This window comes from Myxococcus sp. CA039A (assembly GCF_013336645.1).
In the GTDB taxonomy this organism is placed as follows: Bacteria; Myxococcota; Myxococcia; order Myxococcales; family Myxococcaceae; genus Myxococcus; species Myxococcus llanfairpwllgwyngyllgogerychwyrndrobwllllantysiliogogogochensis.
Genome location: NZ_JABUMQ010000225.1, coordinates 1 through 18,877 on the forward strand (window position 1 = coordinate 1; position 18,877 = coordinate 18,877).

Here is an 18,877-nt window from a genome sequence, read left to right on the forward strand (position 1 = left end):
CCCCTGTCCCCGCCCTCGCGTCGGGACGTGCTCACCGCGGGGCTCGGCGCCGCGCTGCTCCCGGGCCAGACTCGGGCCGCGAAACCCGCTCCCACCGTGAAGACCCCCATGCTCACCCGTCCCATCCCCAAGTCGGGCGAGGCCCTGCCCGTCATCGGCCTCGGCACCTGGCAGACCTTCGACGTGGGGACCTCCGCCGCCGAGCGCGCGCCCTTGAAGCAGGTGCTCCAGCACTTCCTCGACTCAGGGGCGCGGCTCATCGACTCCTCGCCCATGTACGGCCGGGCGGAGCGCGTCGTGGGGGACGTGCTCGCCTCGCTCGCGGACGCGCCCAAACCCTTCCTCGCCACGAAGGTCTGGACGACGGGCCGCGATGCGGGCCTCGCCCAACTGGAGACCTCCGTGAAGGACATGGGGCGAGGGCACATGGACCTCTTCCAGGTCCACAACCTCGTCGACTGGCGCACCCATCTGCCCGTGCTGCGCGAGTGGAAGGCGCAAGGCCGCGTGCGCTACGTCGGCATCACCCACTACGCCCGAAGCGCCTTCGATGACCTGGAGCGCCTCTTGCGTGAGCAGACCCTGGACTTCATCCAGCTGCCCTACTCACTCGCCGAGCGCGACGCGGAGAAGCGCCTGCTCCCCGCCGCCGCCGAGCACGGCGTGGCGGTGCTCGTCATGCAGCCCTTCGCCACGGGGCAGCTCCTCCGACAGGTGAAGGGCCGCGCGCTGCCGGCGTGGGCCGCGGACTTCGACTGCGCGAGCTGGGCGCAGTTCTTCCTGAAGTTCATCCTCGGCCACCCCGCCGTGCACTGCCCGCTGCCCGCCACGAGCAACCCCGAGCACGTCGCCGACAACGTCCGCGCTGGCTTCGGACGCCTGCCCGACGCGAAGACACGCGAGCGCATGGCGCGCGTGCTGGACTCCTGAAACTTCGCGCGCTCGAAGGCCCGCGTGACGCGGGCTACAGCTCCGGGTCCGGCGTGAACTGGACCTCGGCGGTGGCGGACAACACCACGCCGGTGCCGGGCTCTCCCGCGTCGTCATCGCGGCCCACCTCGAGCACCTCGTCCTTCGCGTCCCACTGGCCCAGGTAGTACGAGCCGCCGGCCACCATGCACGCGCGGCCCTCCGACACCACCACCTCCACGACCTCCTGCTTGTCGCTGGTGGCCCTGAGCAGCGTCCACTTCTTGCCGTCCCCGCGGAACTCGTCGACGACCTCCTGGAGCTCCGCGTCGCTCGGCGCGCCGCCCTCCAGGGTCTGCCGCTCCCACCGGCGCCCATCCTTCTGCGGCTGCCGCCCCTTCCAGGCGCGCCCCAGCTCCAGCAACTTCTCCTCCGCCGCGTCCTGCAGCCCGTGCATCTCCTCGGGCAGCTCGATTTCCTCCAGTGCCAGGAGGGCTGTCTCAATCTGCAGCGCCTTCAGGCACCACTCGTTCCACGCGGTCTTCAGCATCGTCGCACTCGCTTTCCATCCCCAGGTTCCCCACTCACGTGGAGCCCCAGGTCTCCCCTCCACCAGGGAGGCCCTCGCCACCTACCACACCGCCCGCCTGCCCAGGCGCCATCCGACCGGCCGTCCCATGCTCGCTCCCCTCCACCCTGCCTACCTTTCCAACTCAGGAGGAGCGCATGAGCACCAAGAAGAAGGAGCAAGGCACCCGCGACGCCGTCGAACATCTGGGAGACCTCATCCACGGCATCAAGGTCGCGATGATGACCACGGTGGAGAGCGACGGGAGCCTGCACAGCAGGCCGATGTGGACCCAGGACCATGACTTCGACGGAGAACTCTGGTTCTTCACCCGAGAGCACTCCCACAAGGTCGACGAGGTGGAGCAGGACCACCACGTCAACGTCTCCTTCGCCGACCCCACCCGCGAACGCTACGTGTCCGTCAGCGGTCGCTGTCAGTTGGTGAAGGACGCCCGCAAGGTCCGGGAGCTGTGGAGCCCCGCTCTCAAGGCGTGGTTCCCCCAGGGCGTGGATGATCCAGAGCTCGCGCTTCTGTGCGTGCGCGTGGAGCGCGCCGAGTACTGGGACGCTCCCTCCAGCCGCATGGTGCAACTGGCCGGCATGCTCAAGGCCGTCCTGTCCGGGAAGCCCTACGCCCCTGGCGACCACCAGGCCCTGGAGCTGAACGGCGGCGGCGGCACGGGCCCCCACTGACGTCCCTCCCCGGGCCCACCCTCCCCTCTCTTTACGGGAAGTGGCGGGTGGGCCCTGCCTGCCTCGACTTGGGGTTGCGCCGGAAGCGCCTGGGCGCCATGACTGGCCCGTCCCACACCCCTCGAAGGCACACACGCAGCAATACACCCCCATACACCGTAGCCAGCGGGTCGGAAACGACTCCGACCTACCCGTCATGCCCATGTACGGTCGGGCAGGTGTCACTTTTCTCACGACCTGGTGTTTCTCTGACAGGCGCGTTCGGCTCGTCTTGTACCTGGGGCTGGGGTGATCCATCAGTCCGCCCCATGGCGTGCTAACCAGCCGCCCCACATGACGTTGAAGTCACGAACGCTTTAGAGTATCAACCATCCGCATTCGAGATTTTCCGCATACCCCACGGCATCAGGTCGGTGCGCAGCGGCGAATCCGAAGAAGACTCACCACAGGGCGTCAAAACCGCCTTTCGAAGGAATCCACGATGGAGAACAAGAAGTCGGTCTCGAAGCCCGAGGGCAAGCTGGCGGTGCTCATCCCCGGCCTGGGCGCGGTGTCCACGACGCTGATGGCGGGTGTGGAGCTGGCGCGGCAGGGCAAGGGCGCACCCATCGGGTCCCTGACGCAGATGGGGACCGCGCGCCTGGGCAAGCGGACGGACGGGCGCACCGTGAAGCTGGGTGAGCTGGTGCCCCTGACGGGACTGAACGACGTGGTCTTCGGCGCCTGGGACATCATCAGCGAGGACGCGTACCAGGTCGCGGTGCGCTCCGGCGTGCTGCACGACAAGCACCTGGAGCAGGTGAAGCCCTTCCTCCAGGGCATCAAGCCCAAGAAGGGCGTGCACGACGCCGAGTTCGTCCGCCGCATCGAGGCCAACCACGCCAAGGCCACCAAGACGCACCGCGAGAGCATTGAAGCGCTGCGCCAGGACATCCGCGACTTCAAGAAGGAGCTCAACGCCAAGCGCGCCGTCATGGTGGTGTGCAGCAGCGTGGAGACCTTCCGTCCCCTGCCGGAGTCCTTCAAGACGCTGGCCGCCTTCGAGAAGGCGCTGGACGAGAACAGCACGGACATCAACCCCACCGCGCTCTACACGTACGCCGCCATCAAGGAAGGCGTGCCGTTCGCCAACGCGACGCCCAACGCGAGCGTGGACACGCCCGCGCTGCAGGAGCTGGCGAAGCTGGAGGGCATCCCCGTCGCGGGCCGTGACCTCAAGAGCGGCCAGACGATGATGAAGACGGTCATCGCCCCCGCGCTCAAGGCCCGCATGCTCGGCCTCGAGGGGTGGTTCTCCACCAACATCCTCGGCAACCGCGATGGCGAGGTGCTCGACGACCCCGCGGCCTTCAAGGCCAAGGAAGTCACCAAGTCGAGCGTGCTGGACACCATCCTGCAGCCGGACCTGTACCCCGAGCTGTACAGCAAGTACTCGCACAAGGTGTCCATCCACTACTACCCGCCCCGCGGCGACGCGAAGGAGGGTTGGGACAACATCGACATCACCGGGTGGCTCGGCTATCCGATGCAGATCAAGGTCAACTTCCTCTGCCGCGACTCCATCCTGGCGGCGCCGCTGGTGCTGGACATCGCGCTGTTCCTGGACCTGGCCAAGCGGCTGGAGTGGCGCGGCATCCAGGAGTGGATGTCCTTCTACTTCAAGAGCCCCATGGCGCAGCCCGGCCTGCCCGTCGAGCATGACCTGTTCATCCAGCTCACCAAGCTGAAGAACACCCTGCGCGTCGTGGCGGGCGAAGAGCCCATCACCCACCTCGGACTCGACTACTACGGGGATGACCTCCCGCTCGCTCGCTAAGAGTCCGGCCTTCACGTGGCTCGTCACCCTGCTGGGTGTGGGCCACTTGATGCTCGTGACGGCCACCGGTCGGCTCCGGTGGGACCACGTCGTCGCGGACGTGCTGCTGGTGGGGGTGGCCTGGGCGGGCCCCCGCACGCGGCGCTTCCTCTTCGGCGGGTTCCCGCTATGGCTGACCGGCATGCTGATGGACAGCCAGGGACTCTGGCTGTTCCTTCGGGGCGGCATCCACACGGGTGACTTGTGGGACTGGGAGCGCCAGTGGTTCCCCGCCCCCGGGGGTGTCAACTGGCCCCTGTGGTGGAGCACCCGCTCGCACGCCGTGTTGGACCTGCTGTGCGGCTTCGCCTACGCGGCCTACCTTTACGAAGTCTTCTTGATGGCCATCTTCTTCTTCGTGAAGAAGGACGCGCGCTTCGAGAAGCTGTGCTGGGCCTTCCTGCTTGTGAACGCCCTGGGCATGGTCACCTACCTGCTCTATCCGGCGGCTCCGCCCTGGTACATCCTTCAGTACGGCCCGGGCCCGGCGAACCTCGCCGCACTGCCCAGTCCCGCGGGCACGGCGCGCTTCGACGCACTGTTGGGCATCAACTACTTCGCCGGCTTCTACGCCCGCAATCCCAACGTCTTCGGGGCCATGCCCTCGTTGCACGCCTCCTATCCCTTCATGGTGATGCTCTTCGTCTGGCGGGATGGCCCGAAGTGGCGTCTGGCCACGGGGGCGTTCGCCTTGCTGGTTGGTTTCTCCGCTGTCTATCTGACGCACCACTACATCCTGGATGTGCTCGCGGGCCTCGTGTTCGCGCTCGCCGCCTTCCTGGCGGTGGAGCTGGCCTTTTCGCGCAAGAGCGCACCCATGACCGTCACGCTGCCGCTGACTCCTGGAGGGGACACCCGTGCTTGAGAACGTGGTCGCCTGGTTGACCGGAAACCTGTCCCCCTCGGCTCGCATCTGGACCGCGTTGGGTCCGGCCATCCTCGCCTGTGTGTACTTCCTGGGAGGCCTGCTCATCTTCTGTATCCGCGTGGCCTTCAAGGGCGTGCCTCGCGACGAGGAGACGCTCAAGCGGGGCAACGCCGGGTTCGTCGGCTACTTCCTCCGGCACTACTTCTTCTGGGTCATCCAGCCGTTGTGGGCGCTGATTCTGCGCTCGGGCCTTCCGGCCAACGCGCTGTCCATGCTGTCGGGCCTGCTCGGCATCTCCTCCGGCGTGGCGGTGGCGGCGGGCCGCTTCGCGCTGGGCGGCTGGCTGTTCCTGGGCGCGGGCATCCTGGACGTCATGGACGGGCGCATCGCCCGTACACGCAAGGAGGCCAACCCCGCGGGCGCGGCGCTGGACTCGGTGCTCGACAGGTACGTGGACTCGGCCATGTTGATGGGCCTTGCCTGGTACTACCGGGACACCTGGGTGCTGCTGCCGGCGCTGGGTGCGCTGCTGGGTTCGTCGCTGGTGCCGTATGTCCGCGCCAAGGGCGAGGGCCTGGGCGTCAACGTGCGTGACGGCGCGATGCAGCGGCTGGAGCGGGTGCTCTTCCTGGGCGCGGGCACGGCGCTGTCGCCGATTCTGGAGGCCGTGTTCTGGCCCCAGGAGAAGCACCCCATGCACTGGATGGCGGTGGTGGGGCTCGTCTTCGTCGCCATCATGAGCAACCTGACGGCCATCTCCCGCTTCCGGAATCTGGTGAAGGCGCTGGCGCCCAAGCGGCAGGAGGCGCGTTCGGAGAAGGCGATTGTCGGCCTCAACGCGGCGGCGGGCGCGGTGGCCACGGTGGCGGACTTCGCGGTGGTGCTGGCGCTGGTGGAGTGGGCGGGGCTGTTGCCCGCGTGGGCCACGGTGCTGGGCGCGCTGTTGGGCGCGGTGGTGAACTACTCCATCAACCGCGTGTTCACCTTCCGCAGCACGGCGGCGGTGGGCCGGCAGATGATGCGCTACGCGGTGGTGAGCGGGACAAGCGCGCTGCTCAACGCGGGCGGCGTGGCGCTGCTGACGCTGCATCCGCAACTGGCCTACACGCTGGGCTGGTGGCTGGTGCGCGGCGTGGTGTACTTCGCGTGGAACCTGCCGCTGCAGCGCGACTACGTCTTCAACGACACGACGTCGCCGGACGCGCTGCTGGAGCAGCGCCCCCATGCGGCGTGAGGCGCGGCTCCGGGTCCTGGGTCTCCTCTTGTCGCTCGCGCTGCCCACCGTGGCGGCGGGAGCGACGCTGGAGCCCTCGGCCTCCCCGAGCGACACGTACGGGGAGAGCTTCACCTTCATCGGGGACCTGGAGGACAGCACCTTCGTGCTGGTGCAGTTGCAGGTGACGAACATCGGTCCGGGCTCGCGCACGGGCATCTGCCGCGCGACGGTGCTGCGGCCGGGCCAGCGCGCGTGGACGGCGCAGAAGAAGGTGGGCTCGCGCGAGTGGGGCTACGACGCGGCCACCGGCACGCTGCGCGTGGGCACGTGCTCGGCGCGTTCGGCGGAGGGCGTGACGCGGGTGGAAGCGCCGCTGGACGGTGGGCGGGTGGTGCTGGAATACGCGGCGCCCATGGCACCCCGCTCGCCGGAAGGCTCGGAAGTGGAAGTGGGCAACGCGCGCTACCGGCACGAGATGATGCTGGCCTTCAGCCCACTGAAGGCGAAGGTGCAGCCGCCCAAGAGCGCGGAGCTGGAGCAGGCCGGTGGCGGCTACGCGGACCACACGCGCTCCACCATTGCTCCGGCGAAGCTGGCCAGGCGCTGGGTGCGCTTCCGGGCCCTGCGCGAGGGCGGGGAGCGGATGGTGTTGCTGGGGCGCGAGGGGCAGGACGGTGAGTTCGGTCCGGTGTACTCGTGGACGGAGGGTGGCACGCCGACCCAGCTGGAGTCCTTCACGCTCAGCCGCGAGGGCACGAAGGAGCGGAGCGTCTGGACGGTGGATGTCTTCGGCGGCGACGGGGCGAAGGTGATGGTGCTGCGCTCCACGTCGCTGTTGCAGCGCAGCGCGCCCGTGGAAGAGCTGGGCGTGCTGGGTGGGCTCATCAAGCCCGTGGTGGGCGCTCCCGTGACGTACCTGCACCGGGCGGTGTTGGAGCGCGCGGGGAAGGCGCCGGTGACGGGGTTGATGGAAGTGTCGCTCGAGGGAGACCCGTGAGCGTTTCGTTGTTGCGGGACGTGCACCATGTGCCCGGCGTGCGAGGCTGGGTGCGCAAGCAGGTGCTGCGCTCGGTGGCGCGCTGCGTGGAGTGGACCACGAAGCTGCCGGGGCGCGGCCTCAACGTGTCGCACGTGAGCGACTGGTTGCACGTGGGTGGCTCGGTGCCGCCGTCGCGCTACGCGGAGCTGAAGGCGCGAGGAATCACCGCGGTGATTGATTTGCGCGCCGAGAGTGTCGACGACGCGAAGGCGCTGGAAGCGCTGGGCATCGAGTTGTTGAACCTGCCGGTGACGGACCGCTATCCGCCGTCGGTGGAGCAGCTCCTGCAAGGTGTCGAGTGGGCATTGCCCCGGCTGGAGCGGGGTGGGCACCTCTATGCGCACTGCGAGCACGGTGTGGGGCGGGGCCCGTTGATGGGGTTGGCGGTGATGGTGGCGCGCGGCTGGGAGGCTCCGGCGGCGTACCGCGCGCTGCGACAGGCCCGGTGGCAGTGCACGCTCAATGACCGGCAGTTGGGCGGCCTCGCGGACTTCGTCACCGCGTGGGCGGCACGGCGCGCGGAACGAGCGGCCTAGCGTCCTCGGCTGGACGGTTCAGTCCGGCACGGTTTCGCTCTGGAACCTGGGGTTCCTACCCTGGCGTCCCGGAGACGCCAAGGAATGCTGGAGCTCTTCACCGATGACGTGCGCCGCAATCCCTTTCCCCTCTACGCGAAGTTGCGCGCGGACTCGCCGCTGTTGCACGAGCCACGGGAGGACCTGTGGATTCTCTTCGACTACGACAGCGTGAAGTGGGCGCTGCAGGACCATGACGCGTTCAGCTCCGTCGTCACGACGGAGACGGGGACGACGCCGGACTGGCTGCTGTTCTCGGACCCGCCCCGGCACACGAAGCTGCGCGGCATCATCATGCGGGCCTTCACGCCGCGCTCCATCGCCAACCTGGAGCCGCACGTGCGGGAGCTGTCCCGGGAGCTGCTGGATGTGACGGTGGAGCGTGGGGAGCTGGATTTGGTGGCGGACTACTCCAGCCTGCTGCCGGCGATGGTCATCGCGAAGATGATTGGGATTCCCGTCGAGGACCGGGCGCGGTTCCTGCGGTGGGGGGACATCATCATGAAGCTCAGCTACACCATCGCGGGTGGGGACGAGTCGAAGCGGGCGATGGAGGAGAACGCGGCGGCGCGGGACGAGATGCGGACCTATCTGGCGGGCATCCTGGATGAACGCAGGAGGGCGCCGCGGGATGACCTGCTGACCCGGCTGGTCGAGGCGGAGGTGGATGGGGAGCGGCTGGACGCGAAGGAGCTTCTGGGGTTCTTCCAGTTGCTCCTGGCGGCGGGGACGGAGACGACGACCAACCTCATCAACAACGCGCTGCTGTGTTTCATGGAGTCCCCGGACCAGTTGGCGCGACTGAAGGCGGAGCCGGGGTTGTTGCCCCTGGCCATCGAGGAGGTGCTGCGGTTCCGGTCTCCGGCGCAGTCGATGTTCCGCTCGACGAAGCGTGCGGTGGAGCTACACGGGCGGGTGATTCCGGAGGGGAAGTTCGTGCTGCCGATGATTGGCTCCGCGAATCGGGACCCGAAGCAGTTCCGTGAGCCGGAGCGGTTCGATATTGGCAGGGACCCCAATCCGCACCTCGCCTTCGGGCACGGCATCCACTTCTGCCTGGGTGCGGCGCTCTCCCGCATGGAGGCGCGGGTGGCGCTCACGGACCTTTTGGAGCGGCTGCGCGACTTCCGGCTCGCGAGCGACGAGCCCTGGCAGCCGCGTCAGGCGCTCCATGTCCACGGCCCCACGCACCTGCCACTGCGCTTCGAGCCTGGCGCACGGAGCTGACTTCGTCCCATCCCGCGAGTTTGGAAGAAGATGGGGAGGCCGACCCAAACTCGACATGGAGGATGGATGCGCGCTCCACCTGCCTGGCATCTGAGCCTGTGGTGTTGTGTCCTGGTCCTGCTTCAACTGGGCTGTGGTGCCGCCACCGTCAACCTTCGCGACTGGGGCAGCCTCCATGTCACGGCAGACGACGGTACCACCGGGGCCTTCCTGCCAGACGACATGCAGGTGGACACGGGCCAAGCCGAGAGCGAACGGCCAGATTCATACTGCGCTTCGCGGACCGACACCTCCTGCGAGAACGCGGGGATGAGGCCACCGCTTCGTCGGGGGCCTGGAGCACGCCAGTGGCGACGCGCGCCCTTGCTCACCCCGACGCCGACACCACAGCAGAGCCAGCTCCAGGCACACCGGCTGGCGAACCATCAAGTCGTCCAGCAGGCTCGTCAGCGCTATGCCCAGCGTCTCAAGGAAGCTCAGGCACGCTATCCGAGCAGCACGGGCTTCCAGGAACATCACCTGATACCGATGTACCTGGGCGGTGCTAAATCAGGCGCGACCTATCGACTGCCAACCGCCTACCACAAGGCCATCACCCAGGCGTTTCGAGAGCGCTGGGCCTATGGCCAGGAGCGGCCTCCTCCAGAGAAACTTCAACTCCTCCTGGTCCAGGTCTACTCCCAGTATCCCATCCCGCAGCTCATCGGACTCCAGCCCTGACCATGCGCGAAACCATCGAACTCCGTGTCGAGGAAACGGAAGCATGGCGACTCTTTCACGAAGACGAGGGCGTTGTGCTTCCGAGTGGCACGGTGCGCAAGGTCACTCTCCCCACCGACGATGGCCGCGTGTCGCGCGTCAGGGAGATTGACCGCGCCCTGCGTCAGCAAGGCCAGATGTTCTTCGCGGGCTGGCGCATCCTTCGCCACTACTCCGTGGGAGAACTGAAGTCCGCCGAGTTGCTCAAGCTGGGACTGGAGGCCGTCTTCGAGCCGGCTGGAGAGGCGTGTGGCACCGCATACGATGAATCCACCGCGTGCACGCTGTGTGGAGCGGGCGCGCGGCAGGTCTCCGACTTGAGCCTGGACGTGCGCCGGATTCCCCAGCGCGTGGACCTCGCTCGAACCATCTCCCACGAATGGGTCATCTCCGCTCGGCTCGCCGACCTCTGGCGGGAGCATGGAATCACCGGCGTGGACTTCCGACCCATCCGGCGAGCTGGTGCGCGGTCAGAGCCAGTGAAGGAGTGGCATCAGCTCATCGTGACAGCGCCCCCAGTCGACATCCTGCCCGCCACACTCACGGGCAATGACCCCTTCGACCACGATGAGGACAACGCGCAGCGCTGCCCCAAGGGCCACGTCGTCGGCCTGAATGTGCTCTCCGAGCTCTCGCTGCGGCGCGGCGACTACGACGGAAGCGACCTGACCTGGACACGGCAACTGGTGGGGATGCGGAGCGGAATCCTGCGCCCTCACCCGCTCCTGCTCATGTCACCCAAGCTGCATGGGCTCCTGACAGAGCTGAAGGTGAAGCGCCTCGACGTCGAAGTCGCTCACCTCGTGTAGCCCGTCCCCGCCCTACCAGCGCTGCTGCGGCTCCATCGCCGTGGGCCGGCGCTTGTCCGTGGGTGTCAGCGCATCCGCGGGAGAACAGCGACAGACCTCACAGCCACGCTCGCGGTCCATGGAACACTCCGTGCCAGTGATGCACGAGAGGTTCCGCGACTCCTCGCAGCGCGTGTCGCCCTTCTTCTCTTCCTTCTTCCCACCATGGCCACAGCCCGCCAGGGCCACAGCCACTGTCACCGCCGCGAACCACCCGCTCCGCTTCATACCCTGCCCTCCTCGGACACCGACCAGGGCACCACCACGGCGCCCCGGCCGCGCATGACTCACGCTTCCGGCGCGGGCTGCTCCGGCTGCTCCGCCGTGGCCCCATGCTTGCGACGCCACCGCTCCACCAGCAACAGCAGCGACGGGAACCCCAGCAGCACGATGACCAGGTTCAACCCGAACCCCAGGTTCGCCAGGTCACCAATCGAGTTCAGCCCCGGGTGCTTCGCCAGCACCAACGCCACGAAGCCGATGGCGCTCGTCAAGAGGCCGCCCGTAATCGCCCGGCCCGTCTCCCCATATACGGAGATGAAGTCCGCGCCCGGCTCACCCAGCCGCTGCACCAGATGCACACCCGCATCCACCGTGGTGCCCACCAACACCGGCAACACCATGATGTTCAGGTAGTTGAACTGCAAATCCAGGAGCGCCATCAACCCCACGAGCCCCGCCACCGACAGCAACGTGGGCACCATGCAGATGAGCGCCGTGCGCAGCCGCCCCAATGTCAGCCACATCGCCGCCAGCACGCTGAGCACCGCCGCCGCGAGAATCCGCGGGCCCTCGCGCGACACCATGTCCAGGATGTCCGCCAGGATGAGCGCCTCGCCCGCCGCCGACACCTGACTGCCGTCCGGCATGTGCAGCCCGCGCACTTCCTTGGAGAAGCGCCGCGTGCCCTCGCCGTCCGACAGGCTCACCCCGCCGCCCGCGTACACCAGCACCACGCCACCCGTGCTCCCATCCAGGCTCTCGAACTGGTGCCGCACGCTCGCCGGCAGCTCCGCCTGGGTGAAGGGCCTCGCCTGCGACATGTTCAGCGCGCGCGTCAGCGACGCCCGCGTGTCCTCCGGCAGCCGCTCCGGGTCCAGCTTGTTCAGCCGCGTGTGGATGGCCTCCAGCACCGCCCGCTTCTCCGCCTGCTGGCGAGGCACCAGGTCCTCCAGCGCCCCCACGAAGTCGATGGTGGAGTCCTTGCCCCGCGCCGCCTTGCGCGCCTCCAACTGCCGGACGACCTCGCGCTCCATGTCCTGCGAGTCCGTCAGCACGACCACCGGCGTCTGCGAGTAGCCCAGGATGTTGTTCACCTTCTGGTCCAGCACCGCCGACGCCTGCTTGTAGTCCTCCAGCGTGCGCGAGTCGTAGTTGAACGAGATGCGATACGCCTGCGAGATGAGCGCCAGCACTCCGACGCCAATCACCACCGCCACCCCTCGATAGGAACGCGGCAGCCACCGCCCCAACAGCGCCATGGGCCCCGTGCCACCCTGGTGCACGCGCGGCGACCAGCCAAAGCGCGAAGCCACCCCGAGCAGCGCCGGCAGGATGAGCACGTACGCGAAGATGCTCACCAGCATGCCCACCGCCGCGATGATGCCGAACTCGCGGAACGCCCTGAACTCCGACAGCGCCAGGCTCAAGAACGTCAGCGCCGCCACCAGCGCCGCGATGAGCGCGGAGAAGCCCGTGTGCCGGAAGGACTCGTGCACCGCCGCCTCGGAGGTCATCCCCTCCGAACGCAGCGTCCCGTAGCGCCCCAACAGGTGGATGCCGTGCTCCACACCCAGACCGCCGAGCACCGCCGCCAGGAAGCCCGTCAAGAGATTCACCTGCCCGTACGCCAGCCCGACGAAGCCGTACGTCCACCCCAGGCCCGCGAGCACCGGCAGCATGGTGAAGCCCACCGACAGCGCGCTGCGGAAGTGGAACGCCAGGTACGCCAGCAAGAGCACCATGGCCAGCGAGGACGCGGTCGCCAAATCACTGACGATGACGCGCTGCTGGTCGATCTTCTTCTTGAACGTGCCCGTCACCGCCGTCTTGAAGCCCGGCCCGTACTTGGACAGGTCCTGCTTCGCCAGGAAGTCCTCCACCTGGGTGACGACCTTCTTGGAGTAGTTCAGGTCCGCGGCGCTGCCCTTGGGCTTCGCCATCAGCACCACCACGCGCTCCGTCGTGTCCAGGTAGTACAAATCTCCCTGGCCGGAGAGCCGCTGGTTGGCGCGGCCGGTGTACTTCTGCTCGATGTCGGCGAAGTCCACCGACGGCGGCGGCGCGTCATCCAGCCGGACGAACAGCGGGTTGGCCTGCTCCTTCTCCCAGGCGATGCGCGCGTCGATGCGGCCCTGGATGGTCTTCAGGTCATCCAGGTCCACGTAGTACAGCGCGTGCTTGTCGAAGAACTCGCTCGGCCGTTGGTAGTTGACGTAGCGAATCTCCGACAGCTCCGCGAGCTTCGGCGCCATGTCGTCCGCGAAGCGCTTGAGCACCTCGGGCTCCGCGCCCATGCCCACCAACACCACGTTGCCCTGGCCACCGAAGCGCTTGCGCAGCTTCTCGATGTCCTGGACGCTGGGGAACGCCTTGGGCAGCAGGCCCACGAAGTCCGCGCTGAGCGTCAGGGTCCTCGCGAACCAGGCCCCCAGCAGCGTGAGCACCAACGCCACCACCAGTGCCTGATACGGACGCCGGTGGCTGCGTGCGGCGAGTTGGCCCATCGCCCCCTCGAACCGCTCCGACCAACGCTTCTCACCCATGTTGCGACACCTGCTGTGTTGTTTGCGGGCCGAACAACGGCCGGCCCACCTTGGGCATGCGCCAACCAGGGAGTCAACGCGTTTATGCCGTAAGGCGGAATGTAAGGCACCGAATGACCTGACCTTCTCTAACAAGTCCCAACGACCCTCGCCCGGCTGTCTGCCCGGCTGCTTCCACGGGTGGAGCGCACGGCCGGGCGCGTCGCGCATCAGGGACGTGAGCAGCGGGTCCGCCGCCCTCCCGGGGGGCAGACGGCCAGTCGGCGAGCACTGCATCCCCCGCGCCGAGTCCCCACGTTCCCGACCACATGGGGCCGCTCACGCGGACACCCAAGGGAGGGGAAGCCGTGCCGCCCTCCACGCTACCGGCAGAGGCCGGAGCCTGGGGACGGGACGCCACCGTGACAGATGGACTCGGAGCCAACGACGACATCGACGCGGAGTGAGCGCCGCTGGATGCGACGCGTGGAGCGGAGCCTCGGGGCCCTGGCAACACGCAGTCACCAGCGGCCCATTCTCGCCTTGGGCCTGGCGCTGCTCCTGGCGGCGGTGGGGGGCTTCTTCGCTCGCAACCTCAAGCTCAACGCGAACCTGGTGGACCTGCTTCCGAACTCATTTGAGAGCGTGCAGGACCTGCACGAGTTGGAGACGCGCTTCGGCGCACTCGGCTGGGTGTCGGTGGTGGGCGAAGGAGGAGACGCCGAGTCGCTTCGCCGCTTCGCGGATGACCTGGCACCCAAGCTCCAGGCGCTGCCCGGCGTGCGCTTCGTGGAGAAGGAGCGCACGGGCGCCTTCTTCCGCGACAGGGCGCTCTACTTCCTGTCGGAAGGGGACCTGCGAGAGGTCCACCGTCGGCTCGCCGCGCGGCTCCAATGGGAGCGCCAGCAGGCCAACCCTCTCTATGTGCCGCTGGTGGACGAGCCCGAGCCGACGCTCGACTTCTCCGACCTGGAGGCGAAGTACGGCGGCGCCGCGGGACAGAAGCTGTCCTCCGCGAAGGACGACTACTACCTGGACGCGAAGGCCCGGCGCGTCGTCGTGCTCGTCAAGCCGGAGATGACGTCGGCGGACCTCGCCTACTCGCGCCGCATCGTGGACGAGGTGCGCGGGCTGCTCGACGCGCAGGACCTGTCCAGGTACGGCCCCGGCTTCCGGGTGGAAATCACCGGCACCTTCCAGAAGAAGCTGGACCAGCAGAAGCAGATCATCCGCGACATCGCGGTGTCGTCGGCCGTGGCCATGGCGCTGATGCTGCTCTACCTGCTCTTCCACTTCCGCAGCGCGCTGGCGGTGGGGCTCGTGCTGACACCGGTGGGCATGGGCCTCGCGTGGACGTACGGCCTGGTGGCCCTGCTGTATGGACAGGTCAATCTCTTGACGGGCTTTCTGGGCGCCATCCTCGGCGGCCTGGGCGTGGAGCACGGCATCCACCTGTTGGGGCGCTACCTGCACCTGCGCACGGAGGGCGAGTCCTCCGAGGAGGCCACGCGCGAGTCCTTCACGCACACCGGCGGCGCGGCCCTGGTGTCCGCGTTGGTGGCGGCGCTCACCTTCTTCGTGCTGGGGACGTCTCGGCTGCGCGCGTTCCGGGAGTTCGGCGTCATCGCGGGCATCGGCATGCTGGTGCTCATCGCCGCGTACGTGCTGGTGCTGCCCGCGCTGCTGGGACTGACGGCGCGCTGGGGCTGGCGTCCGAAGCGTGCGGCCGTCGCTCCGAGCGAGTCCCCCTTCGGGCGCGTGCTGGTGCGGCACCGCTACGTCATCACCGGCGTCTCGGCGGTGCTGTTGGTGGGGCTGCTGACGCAGGTGCCTCGGGTGCGCTTCGACTACAACTTCGGGACGCTCGAGGACCAGGACCTGCCCTCGTTCGTGCTCGACAAGCAGGTGAACGAAATCATCGGCTATTCGCAGACGCCGGTCGTCGTCCTCACGAAGAGCACACAAGAGGAACACGCGATGGCGTCCGCCCTGGCCCGGCGTCAGCGCGAGCGGGGCAAGGACTCCACCATCGACTTCGTGGCCTCGCTGTCGTCGCTCGTGCCCCAGGACCAGCCGCGCAAGCAGGCCGTGCTCCAGGACATCCACCGCCTGCTCGAGAACGTCCCTGAAGAGCGCCTGTCGCCCGAGCAGCGCACGCAGTTGGTGGAACTGCGTCGTCAGAGCGAGGCCCGGCCCTTCACGCTCGAGGACCTTCCGCCGAGCGTGCGTCAGCAGTTCATGGGACGCGAGGGGACACCCGGGAGCTTCGTGCTGGTGTACCCGGCGGTGGACCAGTCGGACGGGCAGGCCGTGCGGGCCCTGGCGCGCGAGGTGCGCGGTGCCCCGACGCTGGATGGGGGGCGCGTGTCCGCGGCGGGTGAGGCCATGGTGATGGCGGACCTGCTGGACATGGTGACGCACGAGGCGCCGCTCATCCTCGGAGGCACGACGCTGGCGGTGCTGCTCGCCATGTGGATGACCTTGGGCGGGCTGCGCATGGCGGTGCTGTGCCTCTTGCCCACGGTGGTGTCGCTGCTCGCGCTGATTGGCCTGATGCCGCTGGTGGGGGTGGAGTTCAACTATCTGAACATCCTCATCATCCCCGTGCTCATCGGGACGACGGTGGACGCGGGCGTGCATCTGCTGACACGCCTGGCGTCACCGGGCAGCGACTTCGTGGAGGTCTACTCGGAGACAGGTCGGGCCATCGCGGGGGGCCTGCTGACGAGCGCCATGGGCTTCGGCGCGCTCTTCCTGGCCAGGCATCCAGGCCTGAACTCCGTGGGGGCACTGGCCAGTATGGGCTTCGCCACCAATCTACTCGTCATGCTGGTGGCCTTTCCCGCGCTGCTGCTGGTGCTGACGGAGCGACGGAGGCGTCGGCACCGGGCGCGAATGGATTCGGAAGTGAAGGAACGGGCGGCGGCGGGGGCACCTGGCCCCGAGCACGCCACCCCTTGAGCTGAAGTGACGCACACCCACGGAAGGAGGAGGCAATGGCGAAGCACATGAGGCGGTGGATGTGGGCGGGTGCCATGGCGGGTACCCTGGCACTGGGCTCGGCGTGCAGTTCCACGGAGGCACCTGTCATGGTGGCCCAGACGGACCCGAATACCTCGGGGCAGCCCGCGACGGGCGGCTCCGGGAGTACGACGACTCCGGACACGACAACGCAGGACCCGACGATGATGGACCCGACGCAGACGGCGCCGGGCACGGTGCCCAGCACGCCACAGCAGAACCCCGGCAGCAGCACCACGACGACACCGGGCGACACCACCACGACGACGCCGGGCGACACCACCCCGACGACCCCGGACACGACGACGTCCGCGCCGGGGACCACGCCCACGCTCGACGGTGACGCGGGCATGGGTGGCTCGGGCGTGGTGCCGGGCACCACGGATGACGACACGTTCCAGCCGCCCGCGGGCGGCGCGGTGATGGACGGCGGAACCTTCTGACGCCACACGCGACACGAGGTTGACGAGGCGGGGGCGGCCTTCAGGGCGGCCCCCGCCTCTTGTCGAACGAGCGGCCTTCACGAGTCAGGACCGCTGGACAGCGCCTCGCGCGCCTGCTTTGTCGCGCGAGTGATGGACACCGAGCTCCCCCGCATCCTCTCGCTCCACGTGGGCCTGCCCCGCGAGTTCGGCACGCCGGGTGCCGTGGACCCGCTGGAGCGGCCGTGGACCAGCGCCATCCACAAGGAGCCCGTGCTGGGGCCCGTGTGGCTGTCGCGCACGGGGCTGGCCGGAGATGGACAGGCGGACCTGCGGGTGCATGGGGGACTGGAGAAGGCGGTGCTCGCGTACCCCGCCTCGCACCACGCTTTCTGGCGCGCCCAACTGGCGCGTGAGGACGTGGGCCCGGGCGCCTTCGGTGAGAACTGGGTCGTCTCCGGTGGCGCCGAGGACAGCGTCTGCATTGGCGACGTGCTGCGGGTGGGTGGCGCCCGCGTGCAGGTGTCGCAGCCGCGTCAGCCCTGTTGGAAGCCCGCGCGGCGCTGGCGGCACAAGGAACTGGCGCTGTTGCTCCAGCGGACGGGACGCACGGGTTGGTACTACCGCGTGCTGGAAGAAGGCAAGGTCCGTGCGGGCGACGCGCTGGAGTTGGTGGAGCGTCCCTTCCCCGCGTTCACCGTCGCGTTCGCCAACCTGGCGATGCATGAGCACCGGCGGGAGGACGCCGCCGCGCTGGCGGAGTGTCCGCTGCTGACGCCGGGGTGGCGCGAGTCCCTGCGCCGCCGTTCCCAGGGCACTCGCGGGGATGACCAACCCCGGCTGGTGGGCCCGAACAAAGACGGCTGAAAGACAATCGCGCGCGGACAAGGTCCCCACGTGCTGCTTCCTGCCTTTGCCCGGGGAGCAGGCAGCCGGAGGGGCGTCCGCTGCAGGTCGCGATTTGGCTGCTCACGTTCTCGACCAGCAGCAGCCAGCCACACCACCAACCCAACCTTTCCAGTGGGAGAACCACCATGAAGAAGTTCCTGAAGACGAAGCTCGTCCTGGGTTCGCTCGCCGCCGGCGCTCTCGTGTTTGGTACCGCCTGCAAGTCCGACTCGAGCGCGAAGCGCGACGACACGACGGCCCCGACGACGGACACGGGCACCACGACGGGCAGCGAGACGACGACGCCACCCGCGGGCACCACGCCGGACCCCGGCACGGGCGGCACGGGCATGGATGACCCGACGATGAGTCCACCGCCAGCCACGGACCCCTCCGTGGACCCGGGCACGGGCGGCACGGGCGTGGATGACCCGTCCACGAGTCCGCCCTCCGGGCAGGACCCGACGCTGAACCCGCCCACGGGTCAGGACCCGACGCTGGACCCGGGCACGGGTGGCTCGGGCACGCTGGACCCCGCGGATGACACCGCCGTCGACCCCGGCACGAGCGGGGATGGAGACCTGACGCCTGACTCCAGCGACCGCGAGGACCCGTACGCGCCCGACACCAGCGCGCCCCGCGAGCCGGAGTCCGGCCGCAAGCAGTAGCCCCGCGCTGAATCGAGCGCACCCGATGCCCGCGCCCCGACCGGCGCGGGCATCACCATTTCTGGCGAGCGGCACTGGCTCGCACACGTCCGACAGCAAAAGGCCCGCGCCCTTTCGGACGCGGGCCTCGCGCGCTCCATCTCATGACGTTCAGCTCACACTCGTCCCGGGATAGCGGCCGGGGTTCATCTGCGGCTCGATGATGAGCGGATCCTCATCCGCCCCGGGGGTGCCTCCAGGCCCTGTACCCGGGTCCAACGTCGGAGGTACGCGGCGCGGTGAGGACTCGTCCTCGGTTCCCGCGTCGCGCTTGGGGATGGTGGGAAGGGCATCGGGCGGAATGTGCAGCACGTCTTTCTTGCTCATGACGGCCTCCTTTCCCTCAACGTGGACGCCGTCCCTGCTCCGAGCAGCAAGCCCCTGCTTGAATGGTTGGCCAGGTATTGGCAGCGTCCCCGCCCGAAACCTTCTCAAACCGGAGCCCTCCGCCATGCGCCGTCTCCTCACGGTCCTCGCCGTTCTTCACCTCACCGCCTGCGCCACCACCCACACCAACGACCCGAGCAACCCCTCCG

At 68.5% G+C, this 18,877-nt stretch carries 18 protein-coding genes; 14 read left to right on the top strand and 4 right to left on the bottom strand.

Going from position 1 to position 18,877, the window contains the following annotated elements; genetic code table 11:
* The first annotated feature begins 3 nt into the window (after nt 1-3).
* Nucleotides 4-930, top strand: coding sequence for an aldo/keto reductase (locus tag HR086_RS31190; RefSeq protein ID WP_254626549.1), 927 nt, complete (start codon nt 4-6; stop codon nt 928-930).
* A gap of 34 nt (nt 931-964) precedes the next feature.
* On the opposite strand, the gene HR086_RS31195 is transcribed toward HR086_RS31190, so the two are convergent.
* The gene (locus HR086_RS31195; protein ID WP_141645000.1) at nt 965-1,459 is read right to left on the bottom strand and encodes a hypothetical protein; all 495 of its coding nucleotides are present in this window, start codon (nt 1,457-1,459) and stop codon (nt 965-967) included.
* A gap of 176 nt (nt 1,460-1,635) precedes the next feature.
* On the opposite strand from HR086_RS31195, the gene HR086_RS31200 reads away from it, so the two are divergent.
* From HR086_RS31200 to HR086_RS31240, 9 genes are all read left to right on the top strand, one after another.
* The gene (locus HR086_RS31200) at nt 1,636-2,172 is read left to right on the top strand and encodes a pyridoxamine 5'-phosphate oxidase family protein (protein WP_174456968.1); all 537 of its coding nucleotides are present in this window, start codon (nt 1,636-1,638) and stop codon (nt 2,170-2,172) included.
* 481 nt (nt 2,173-2,653) lie between these two features.
* Nucleotides 2,654-3,988, top strand: a complete 1,335-nt coding sequence (locus HR086_RS31205; RefSeq protein WP_174456969.1) for an inositol-3-phosphate synthase — start codon at nt 2,654-2,656, stop codon at nt 3,986-3,988.
* Nucleotides 3,966-4,892, top strand: a complete 927-nt coding sequence (locus tag HR086_RS31210) for a phosphatase PAP2 family protein (protein WP_174456970.1) — start codon at nt 3,966-3,968, stop codon at nt 4,890-4,892. Before HR086_RS31205 ends, HR086_RS31210 begins: the two co-directional genes overlap by 23 nt.
* Nucleotides 4,885-6,129 carry a GtrA family protein gene (locus HR086_RS31215; protein WP_141645004.1) on the top strand — a complete coding sequence of 415 codons (1,245 nt, stop codon included), beginning with the start codon at nt 4,885-4,887 and terminating at the stop codon, nt 6,127-6,129. The genes HR086_RS31210 and HR086_RS31215 overlap by 8 nt, the downstream gene beginning before the upstream one ends.
* Nucleotides 6,119-7,108: a hypothetical protein gene (locus tag HR086_RS31220; protein WP_141645005.1), complete on the top strand. Its 990-nt coding sequence runs from the start codon at nt 6,119-6,121 to the stop codon at nt 7,106-7,108. The genes HR086_RS31215 and HR086_RS31220 overlap by 11 nt, the downstream gene beginning before the upstream one ends.
* On the top strand, nt 7,105-7,686 hold the full coding sequence (locus tag HR086_RS31225) for a dual specificity protein phosphatase family protein (protein ID WP_174456971.1): 582 nt from the start codon (nt 7,105-7,107) through the stop codon (nt 7,684-7,686). The genes HR086_RS31220 and HR086_RS31225 overlap by 4 nt, the downstream gene beginning before the upstream one ends.
* Nucleotides 7,687-7,770: 84 nt before the next feature.
* A complete protein-coding gene (locus HR086_RS31230; protein WP_254624100.1) occupies nt 7,771-8,952 on the top strand; it encodes a cytochrome P450 in 1,182 nt (393 codons plus the stop codon).
* Between the two features lie 363 nt (nt 8,953-9,315).
* Nucleotides 9,316-9,672, top strand: a complete 357-nt coding sequence (locus HR086_RS31235) for a hypothetical protein (RefSeq protein WP_174467458.1) — start codon at nt 9,316-9,318, stop codon at nt 9,670-9,672.
* A gap of 92 nt (nt 9,673-9,764) precedes the next feature.
* Nucleotides 9,765-10,520: a hypothetical protein gene (locus HR086_RS31240; RefSeq protein ID WP_174456973.1), complete on the top strand. Its 756-nt coding sequence runs from the start codon at nt 9,765-9,767 to the stop codon at nt 10,518-10,520.
* Between the two features lie 12 nt (nt 10,521-10,532).
* Here the strand turns inward: HR086_RS31240 and HR086_RS31245 are convergent, their stop codons facing one another.
* Entirely contained in the window at nt 10,533-10,787 is a 255-nt protein-coding gene (locus HR086_RS31245; RefSeq protein WP_174467459.1) for a hypothetical protein, read from the bottom strand.
* Nucleotides 10,788-10,846: 59 nt separating this feature from the next.
* Nucleotides 10,847-13,324 carry an RND family transporter gene (locus HR086_RS31250; protein WP_174467460.1) on the bottom strand — a complete coding sequence of 826 codons (2,478 nt, stop codon included), beginning with the start codon at nt 13,322-13,324 and terminating at the stop codon, nt 10,847-10,849.
* A gap of 456 nt (nt 13,325-13,780) precedes the next feature.
* Here HR086_RS31250 and HR086_RS31255 point away from each other — a divergent pair, with 456 nt between their 5' ends.
* The 4 genes from HR086_RS31255 (at nt 13,781) to HR086_RS31270 (ending at nt 18,302) form a co-directional block, all read left to right on the top strand.
* Nucleotides 13,781-16,264, top strand: a complete 2,484-nt coding sequence (locus HR086_RS31255) for an RND family transporter (RefSeq protein WP_254626548.1) — start codon at nt 13,781-13,783, stop codon at nt 16,262-16,264.
* 35 nt (nt 16,265-16,299) lie between these two features.
* Nucleotides 16,300-16,767, top strand: coding sequence for an Erp protein (locus tag HR086_RS31260; protein ID WP_174467462.1), 468 nt, complete (start codon nt 16,300-16,302; stop codon nt 16,765-16,767).
* A 132-nt stretch (nt 16,768-16,899) separates the two neighbouring features.
* Entirely contained in the window at nt 16,900-17,613 is a 714-nt protein-coding gene (locus tag HR086_RS31265; protein ID WP_174467463.1) for an MOSC domain-containing protein, read from the top strand.
* 167 nt (nt 17,614-17,780) lie between these two features.
* Nucleotides 17,781-18,302 carry a hypothetical protein gene (locus HR086_RS31270; RefSeq protein WP_174456978.1) on the top strand — a complete coding sequence of 174 codons (522 nt, stop codon included), beginning with the start codon at nt 17,781-17,783 and terminating at the stop codon, nt 18,300-18,302.
* 150 nt (nt 18,303-18,452) lie between these two features.
* On the opposite strand, the gene HR086_RS31275 is transcribed toward HR086_RS31270, so the two are convergent.
* A complete protein-coding gene (locus HR086_RS31275; protein ID WP_174456979.1) occupies nt 18,453-18,668 on the bottom strand; it encodes a hypothetical protein in 216 nt (71 codons plus the stop codon).
* Nucleotides 18,669-18,877: the final 209 nt, after the last annotated feature.

Coding starts and splice junctions, on each gene's coding strand:
- HR086_RS31195 (WP_141645000.1), bottom strand. CDS start 1,459: ATGCTGAAGACCGCGTGGAACGAGTGGTGCCTGAAGGCGCTGCAGATT.
- HR086_RS31200 (WP_174456968.1), top strand. CDS start 1,636: ATGAGCACCAAGAAGAAGGAGCAAGGCACCCGCGACGCCGTCGAACAT.
- HR086_RS31250 (WP_174467460.1), bottom strand. CDS start 13,324: ATGGGTGAGAAGCGTTGGTCGGAGCGGTTCGAGGGGGCGATGGGCCAA.
- HR086_RS31210 (WP_174456970.1), top strand. CDS start 3,966: ATGACCTCCCGCTCGCTCGCTAAGAGTCCGGCCTTCACGTGGCTCGTC.
- HR086_RS31245 (WP_174467459.1), bottom strand. CDS start 10,787: ATGAAGCGGAGCGGGTGGTTCGCGGCGGTGACAGTGGCTGTGGCCCTG.
- HR086_RS31205 (WP_174456969.1), top strand. CDS start 2,654: ATGGAGAACAAGAAGTCGGTCTCGAAGCCCGAGGGCAAGCTGGCGGTG.
- HR086_RS31230 (WP_254624100.1), top strand. CDS start 7,771: ATGCTGGAGCTCTTCACCGATGACGTGCGCCGCAATCCCTTTCCCCTC.
- HR086_RS31270 (WP_174456978.1), top strand. CDS start 17,781: ATGAAGAAGTTCCTGAAGACGAAGCTCGTCCTGGGTTCGCTCGCCGCC.
- HR086_RS31220 (WP_141645005.1), top strand. CDS start 6,119: ATGCGGCGTGAGGCGCGGCTCCGGGTCCTGGGTCTCCTCTTGTCGCTC.
- HR086_RS31275 (WP_174456979.1), bottom strand. CDS start 18,668: ATGAGCAAGAAAGACGTGCTGCACATTCCGCCCGATGCCCTTCCCACC.
- HR086_RS31255 (WP_254626548.1), top strand. CDS start 13,781: ATGCGACGCGTGGAGCGGAGCCTCGGGGCCCTGGCAACACGCAGTCAC.
- HR086_RS31265 (WP_174467463.1), top strand. CDS start 16,900: ATGGACACCGAGCTCCCCCGCATCCTCTCGCTCCACGTGGGCCTGCCC.
- HR086_RS31260 (WP_174467462.1), top strand. CDS start 16,300: ATGGCGAAGCACATGAGGCGGTGGATGTGGGCGGGTGCCATGGCGGGT.